Origin of the sequence: Sanguibacter sp. 25GB23B1 (assembly GCF_040012415.1) — a bacterium.
In the GTDB taxonomy this organism is placed as follows: Bacteria; Actinomycetota; Actinomycetes; order Actinomycetales; family Cellulomonadaceae; genus Sanguibacter.
On the sequence record NZ_JBDYKL010000017.1, the window covers coordinates 70,465 to 77,807 of the forward strand.

Consider the following 7,343-nt stretch of genomic DNA (forward strand, 5'->3'; position numbering starts at 1 on the left):
ATGACCCGACACTTCCTGCGGGACGACGACCTCGCTCCCGCCGAGCAGGCCGCGGTGCTCGAGCTCGCGCTGTCGCTCCGGACGGACCGGCACCTGCGCAGCCCGTTCGCCGGCCCGCGAGCCGTCGCGGTGATCTTCGACAAGCCGACGCTGCGCACTCAGGTGTCCTTCACCACCGGTATCGCCGAGCTCGGCGGGTTCCCGCTCGTGGTCGACGGCAACCTCGCCCAGATCGGTGTCCGCGAGTCGGTCGCCGACACCGCGCGCGTCCTCGGCCGACAGGTCTCGATGGTGGTCTGGCGCACGCACGCGCAGTCCCGCATCGACGAGATGGCTGCCATGAGCGGGGTCCCCGTCGTCAACGCGCTGACCGACGACTTCCACCCGTGCCAGATCCTCGCCGACCTCACGACCGTCGCGCAGCACCGCGGCGGCGTCGCCGCACTGCGCGGCCAGACGCTCGCCTACGTCGGCGACGGTGCCAACAACATGGCGCACTCCTACCTGCTCGGCGGTGCGACAGCCGGCATGCACGTGCGCGTCGGGACCCCGGAGGGCTACCTCCCGGACGCCGAGATCCTCGCAGCGGCTGCTGCTGTCGCGGAGCAGACGGGCGGCTCGGTCACAGTGTCCTCCGACGCCGTGGCCGCGGTCGCGGGGGCCGACGCGGTCGCGACCGACACCTGGGTGTCCATGGGAGACGAGGCGACCGCCGCCGAGCGCGCAGAGCCCTTCGTGCCCTACCGGCTCGACGCCGCGCTGCTCGCCCACGCGGCACCCGATGCTCTCGTCCTGCACTGCCTGCCCGCCTACCGTGGCAAAGAGATCACCGCCGAGGTCATCGACGGTCCGCAGTCGGTCGTCTGGGACGAGGCCGAGAACCGCCTGCACGCGCAGAAGGCGCTCATGACCTGGCTCATGGAGCAGCCATGACGTTCTCGACGGTCCCGCTCGGCAGCGTCCCCGCGACGAAGACCGCACGCCACGGACGGATCGTCCAGCTCCTGGTCCGCGAGCAGATCCACTCCCAGGCGGAGCTCGCGAGAGCGCTCGCGGCGGACGGACTGCACGTCACGCAGGCCACGCTCTCCCGGGACCTCATCGAGCTTCGTGCCGAGAAGGTCCGGACGTCGGCCGGTGTCCTCGTCTACGCGGTGCCCGGCGAGGGAGGCGACCGTTCCGTCCAGGCGACGGACGACCGCGAGTACCTCGCGGCCCGGCTCACGCGCCTGTGCGGAGAGCTGCTCGTCTCCGCCGAGAGCTCGGCGAACCTCGTCGTGCTCCGCACGCCGGCCGGGGCAGCGCAGTATCTCGCCTCGGCCATCGACCACTCGGTGCTCCCGGGGGTGCTCGGCACGATCGCGGGGGACGACACCGTGCTCGTCATCGCCCGGGAGACCGACGGCGGCGACGAGCTCGCCGCGCGCTTCGTCGCCCTCGCGAGCGACACCCCCTAGACCCACTCGTACGACGGGAGGCGCGGGCGGTCACGCACCGTGCGACCCGATGACAGACTTGCTCCATACACACCACGTCGAGAAAGAGACAAAGCCATGACTGAACGCGTCGTGCTCGCCTACTCAGGCGGACTGGACACCTCCGTTGCCATCGGATGGATCGCCGAGCGAACCGGAGCCGAGGTCATCGCGGTGGCCGTCGACGTCGGTCAGGGCGGAGAGGACCTCGAGGTCATCCGTCAGCGCGCCCTCGACTGCGGTGCGGTCGAGGCCTACGTCGCGGACGCCCGGGACGAGTTCGCCGAGGAGTACTGCATGCCGGCGCTGCGCGCGAACGGCCTGTACCTCGACCGGTACCCGCTCGTCTCGGCGCTCTCGCGCCCGATCATCGTCAAGCACCTCGTGCGGGCAGCCCGCCAGTTCGACGCCCAGACCGTCGCGCACGGCTGCACCGGCAAGGGCAACGACCAGGTGCGCTTCGAGGTCGGTATCACGTCGCTCGCCCCGGACCTCAAGTGCCTCGCGCCGGTCCGCGACCTCGCGCTGACCCGTGAGAAGGCGATCGGCTACGCGGAGCACCACAACCTCCCGATCGCCACGACGAAGCACAACCCGTTCTCGATCGACCAGAACGCCTGGGGTCGCGCGGTCGAGACCGGCTTCCTCGAGGACATCTGGAACGCCCCGACGAAGGACGTCTACAGCTACACCGACGACCCCACGTTCCCGCCGGTCGCGGACGAGGTCATCGTCACGTTCGACCAGGGCATCCCGGTCGCGCTCGACGGCGTCGCCGTGACGCCGCTGCAGGCCATCCAGGAGATGAACCGCCGCGCCGGAGCCCAGGGCGTCGGCCGGATCGACATCGTCGAGGACCGCCTCGTCGGCATCAAGTCCCGCGAGATCTACGAGGCGCCGGGAGCGATGGCCCTCATCGCGGCGCACCAGGAGCTCGAGAACGTCACGGTCGAGCGCGAGCAGGCGCGCTTCAAGCGCACGGTCGAGCAGCGCTGGACCGAGCTGGTGTACGACGGCATGTGGTTCTCGCCGCTCAAGCGTTCGCTCGAGACCTTCATCGACGACACGCAGAAGTACGTCTCGGGAGAGATCCGTCTCGTGCTCCACGGTGGTCGTGCCACCGTGAGCGGCCGCCGCAGCGAGTCGAGCCTCTACGACTTCAACCTCGCCACCTACGACGAGGGCGACTCGTTCGACCAGTCGCAGGCCCGCGGCTTCATCGAGATCTACGGCCTCACGGCCAAGCTCTCGGCGGCGCGCGACGTGAAGTTCGGCAACGGCGTGGACCTCTCGGGCAGCTCGCTCCCGACGAGCAAGGCCTGACGTGGGGGACGAGATCGCACCGGCGTCGTCCGTCGCGCCGGCAGGGGACGGGGACCAGACCGTGGCGTCGGCTGCCGACGCACCGGTGAGCCTGTGGGGCGGCCGGTTCGCAGGCGGTCCCGCGGAGGCGCTCCAGGCGCTGTCGCAGTCGACGCACTTCGACTGGCGGCTCGCGCAGCAGGACATCACGGGGTCGCGGGCGCACGCCCGCGTCCTGCGGTCGGCCGGGCTGCTCACCGAGGACGAGCTCACGGACATGCTTGCTGCTCTCGAGACCCTGTCGGCGGACGTCGAGTCCGGTGCGTTCCTGCCTGTCCTGGCCGACGAGGACGTCCACACCGCCCTCGAGCGCGGCCTCATCGAGCGGGCTGGCGCGGATCTCGGCGGGAAGCTGCGCGCCGGTCGGTCGCGCAACGACCAGATCGCGACGCTCGTGCGCATGTACCTCCGTGAGGAGGCGAAGGTGATCGGCGGACTCGTCCTCGACGTGGCCGACGCCCTCGTCGGACAGGCGGAGGCACACCCGGGAGCGGCGATGCCCGGCCGGACCCATCTCCAGCACGCGCAGCCGGTGCTGCTCGCGCACCACCTGCTCGCCCACGTGTGGCCCCTGCTGCGCGACGTGGACCGGTTCATCGACTGGGACGTCCGGGCGGCACGGTCGCCCTACGGCTCCGGTGCCCTGGCCGGATCGTCGCTCGGTCTCGACCCGGAAGCCGTCGCCACGGAGCTCGAGTTCGACTCGGCCGTGGAGAACTCGATCGACGGGACGGCCAGCCGCGACGTGGTCGCGGAGTTCGCGTTCGTCTCCGCGATGCTGGGCATCGACCTCTCGCGCTTCGCGGAGGAGATCATCGTGTGGAACACGAAGGAGTTCGGCTTCGTCCGCCTCGACGACGCGTACTCCACGGGGTCGAGCATCATGCCCCAGAAGAAGAACCCGGACATCGCCGAGCTCGCGCGCGGCAAGGCCGGGCGACTCATCGGTGACCTCACAGGTCTCCTCGCGACGCTCAAGGGACTCCCGCTGGCGTACAACCGAGACCTGCAGGAGGACAAGGAGCCGGTCTTCGACCAGGTGGACACGCTCACCGTCCTCCTCCCGGCGTTCGCCGGCATGGTCTCGACGATGACGTTCAACACCGAGCGGATGGCGGAGCTCGCCCCGCAGGGCTTCTCGCTGGCGACCGACATCGCCGAGTGGCTCGTGCGGCAGGGTGTGCCGTTCCGTGTCGCTCACGAGGTCGCCGGTTCGTGCGTCCAGGTGTGCGAGGAGCGGGGGATCGAGCTGTGGGACCTCTCGGAGGCTGATCTCGCCGAGATCTCGGAGCACCTGACTCCGGCCGTGCGCGAGGTGCTCACCGTCGAGGGCTCGCTCGCCTCCCGCAACGCGGTCGGCGGGACGGCTCCCGAGCGGGTCGCCGAGCAGCTCGAGGCTGCCAAGGTCCGGGTGGCGGAGTACCGCTTCTGGGTCAACGGATGACCGTGCTCCACCTGCGTCCTCGGGACGGTCGTCGCCCGCTCCGCGTGCGATGACCGTCCCGGACGACGTCCTCGCCCGGCTCCTCCGCGACATCTACCGGTGTCCCGCGGGGCTCGGTGGTGCTCGCCTCGTCTGCATCGACGGGCCGGCGGGATCGGGCAAGACGACGCTCGCGGCCCAGCTCGTCGAAGCGCTCCCCGCGACGGTCGTCCACATGGACGACCTCTATGCAGGCTGGACGGGTCTCGATGCTGGCGTGGACCAGCTGCTCACCGCGGTGCTGGCGCCGCTCGCGCGGGGCGAGAGCGGGGCCTACCGGCGCTACGACTGGTCGGCGGACGAGTACGCGGAGACCGTGTGCGTCAAGCCGACCGCCGTCCTTGTCGTCGAGGGCTGCGGATCGGCGTCCACCGGCACCGACGCCTACCTGCCCTGGATCATCTGGGTCGAGGCGCCGGACGACGTCCGGCTCGCTCGGGGCCTCGCACGCGACGGGGCAGACGCTCTCGCGCACTGGCGCGGGTTCATGGCCCAGGAACGCGTGCACTACGCGGCGAACGGGACGGAGAGGCGGTCGCACGTCCGGCTCGACGGCACAGGTCGCCTGCGTGCCGAGAGCGGCACACCGGGGTCGAACGAGTCGGTCGAGAGCGGCCACCCCGAGGTCAGGAGGCTCCTGTGATCCAGGTGCCGGTGCGGTCCTGGTACGAGCGGGACCCGCTCGAGGTCGGGCAGGAGCTGCTCGGCATGCACGTCACGAGCCGGAGCGACGACGGCACAGTCACCGCGCGCATCACGGAGGTCGAGGTCTACCTCGGTGCGCTCGACCCGGGGTCCCACGCCTTCCGTGGTCGCACCACCCGAAATGCCACGATGTTCGGCCCGGCGGGTCACCTCTACGTCTATCGGCACCTGGGCCTGCACACGTGCATGAACGTCGTCGCCGGCCCGTCGGACGTCGTGTCGGGGATCCTGCTTCGCGCAGGCGAGATCGTCGAGGGCACGAAGCTCGCGACGGTTCGGCGGACCCACCGAGGCGTCGTCCGGACGGCGCGCGACCTCGCTCGCGGGCCGGCCCGGCTGACCGTGGCGATGGGGATCGATCACACTCGCGACGGCGTCGACGTGACGGACCCTGCCGGCGACGTCGTGATCCACCAGGCGGTGCGCATGGAGCACGACGTCGTCGCTCGAGGTCCGCGCGTCGGCGTCTCGGGGCCGGGCGGCGACGGCGATCTCTTTCCCTGGCGCCTGTGGTTTGACGGGGACCCGACCGTGTCCGACTACCGGGCCGCGGTCACCCGTCCACGACGGGCGACCTGAGGCGGGTGCCAAGGGCCGGGTACCGCGGGAATCGGTTCGGCGCACGGCGGCCGACACGGCAGACTAGGACGCGTGCCGCGGACCGACGCGGCTCAGGATCGAGGGAGACGTAGTGAGCACCGTTCTTGACGAGCTGGCATGGCGCGGCCTGGTGGCGCAGACCACCGACATCGAGGCTCTGCGCGAGGCGCTCGAGACCGGACCGGTGACGTACTACTGCGGTTTCGACCCGACGGCACCGAGCCTCCACCACGGCCACCTCGTCCAGCTCCTCGTGCTGCGACACCTGCAGCTCGCGGGTCACCGTCCGATCGCCCTCGTGGGCGGGGCCACCGGGCTCATCGGTGATCCGCGGATGTCGGGGGAGCGGGTTCTCAACTCGAAGGACACCGTCGCCGACTGGGTCGAGCGTCTGCGCCGTCAGATCTCGCGCTTCCTGTCCTTCGAGGGCGAGAACCCGGCCACCATGGCGAACAACCTCGACTGGACCGGTGAGCTCTCGGCGATCGACTTCCTGCGGGACGTGGGCAAGCACTTCCGCCTCGGCACGATGCTCGCGAAGGAGACCGTCGCCCGACGGCTCAACAGCGATCAGGGGATCTCCTTCACGGAGTTCAGCTACCAGATCCTCCAGGGGATGGACTTCCTCGAGCTCAACCGGCGGCACGGCTGCACCTTGCAGACGGGCGGCAACGACCAGTGGGGCAACCTGCTCGCCGGCGTGGAGCTGGTGCGCAAGGCGGAGCACCGGACCGTCCACGCGCTGACGACCCCGCTCATCACGAAGGCCGACGGGACGAAGTTCGGCAAGTCGGAGGGTGGGGCCATCTGGCTCGACCCGGAGATGCTCAGCCCGTACGCCTTCTACCAGTTCTGGGTCAACGCGGACGACGTCGATGTGGTCGGCTGGCTCAAGACCTTCACGTTCCGGTCCCGCGAGGAGATCGCCGAGCTCGAGACCGCGGTCGCTGAGCGCCCCGGGGCACGTGAGGCCCAGCGCGCGCTCGCTGCGGATGTCACGACACTCGTGCACGGGGCTGCCGCGACGGAGGCGGTGATCGCAGCGAGCCACGCGCTCTTCGGGCGTGGAGACCTCGGTGCGTTGGACGCCGCGACGCTCGGTGGAGCGGTCGCCGAGCTGTCGGCAGCGGATGCCGAGCCCGGCATGGCGATCGTCGATCTCATGGTCGCAGCCGGACTGGTGGCGTCGAAGGCTGCGGCGAAGCGGGCGATCATCGAGGGTGGTGCCTACGTGAACAACGTCAAGGTTGTCTCTGACGATGCAGTCCTGGACGCCTCCGACCTGCTCCACGGTCGCTGGGCGCTGCTCCGGCGCGGGAAGAGGACGCTGGCCGTCGCGCGGGCCGCCGAGTGACGCCCCGACGGTCGTGGCGCGGGTCACGGACACGTGACTTGACGCTGGCGTTCATCTCCCCGTAATGTTCTGGAAGTCAGCCCGACAGGGAGGCACAGACACCACGGCGAAGAGCTTCGATAGTTGAAGATCTGGCGCGAAGTGGCTGGTCCCGGGGCTGAATCCTTGGTTCGAAGCGTTGTCCGAGCAGTGTTCGGCAGCATGTAGGCTGGGGGCAATCCTCGCAGGTTCTCGATTCGCTCGCTAGAGCGGGTTGGACAACGGGCGGGGGTTGAGATAAGTTAGACAGGTTGCCCCGAGTACAGGCTGGAAGGTCTGGAATGGTGAGCGTCCGTTCTTTGAGAACTCAACAGTGTGCTTAATA

General features: G+C 69.9%; 7 protein-coding genes. All 7 read left to right on the forward strand.

The window, feature by feature from the left end; all coding sequences use genetic code 11:
- Complete coding sequence (gene argF, locus ABKW26_RS11170) at window positions 1-933, forward strand: ornithine carbamoyltransferase (RefSeq protein ID WP_348593682.1); 933 nt, start codon at window positions 1-3, stop codon at window positions 931-933.
- Window positions 930-1,457, forward strand: a complete 528-nt coding sequence (locus tag ABKW26_RS11175) for an arginine repressor (protein ID WP_348593684.1) — start codon at window positions 930-932, stop codon at window positions 1,455-1,457. The genes argF and ABKW26_RS11175 overlap by 4 nt, the downstream gene beginning before the upstream one ends.
- A 96-nt stretch (window positions 1,458-1,553) precedes the next feature.
- Entirely contained in the window at window positions 1,554-2,798 is a 1,245-nt protein-coding gene (locus ABKW26_RS11180) for an argininosuccinate synthase (protein WP_348593686.1), read from the forward strand.
- Between the two features lie 61 nt (window positions 2,799-2,859).
- Window positions 2,860-4,281 (forward strand): argininosuccinate lyase, encoded by a 1,422-nt coding sequence (gene argH / locus ABKW26_RS11185; RefSeq protein WP_348593701.1) that lies wholly within the window; start codon window positions 2,860-2,862, stop codon window positions 4,279-4,281.
- A gap of 49 nt (window positions 4,282-4,330) precedes the next feature.
- On the forward strand, window positions 4,331-4,963 hold the full coding sequence (locus ABKW26_RS11190) for an AAA family ATPase (protein WP_348593688.1): 633 nt from the start codon (window positions 4,331-4,333) through the stop codon (window positions 4,961-4,963).
- On the forward strand, window positions 4,960-5,604 hold the full coding sequence (locus ABKW26_RS11195; protein WP_348593690.1) for a DNA-3-methyladenine glycosylase: 645 nt from the start codon (window positions 4,960-4,962) through the stop codon (window positions 5,602-5,604). The genes ABKW26_RS11190 and ABKW26_RS11195 overlap by 4 nt, the downstream gene beginning before the upstream one ends.
- Before the next feature lie 112 nt (window positions 5,605-5,716).
- On the forward strand, window positions 5,717-6,979 hold the full coding sequence (tyrS, locus tag ABKW26_RS11200; protein ID WP_348593692.1) for a tyrosine--tRNA ligase: 1,263 nt from the start codon (window positions 5,717-5,719) through the stop codon (window positions 6,977-6,979).
- Window positions 6,980-7,343: the final 364 nt, after the last annotated feature.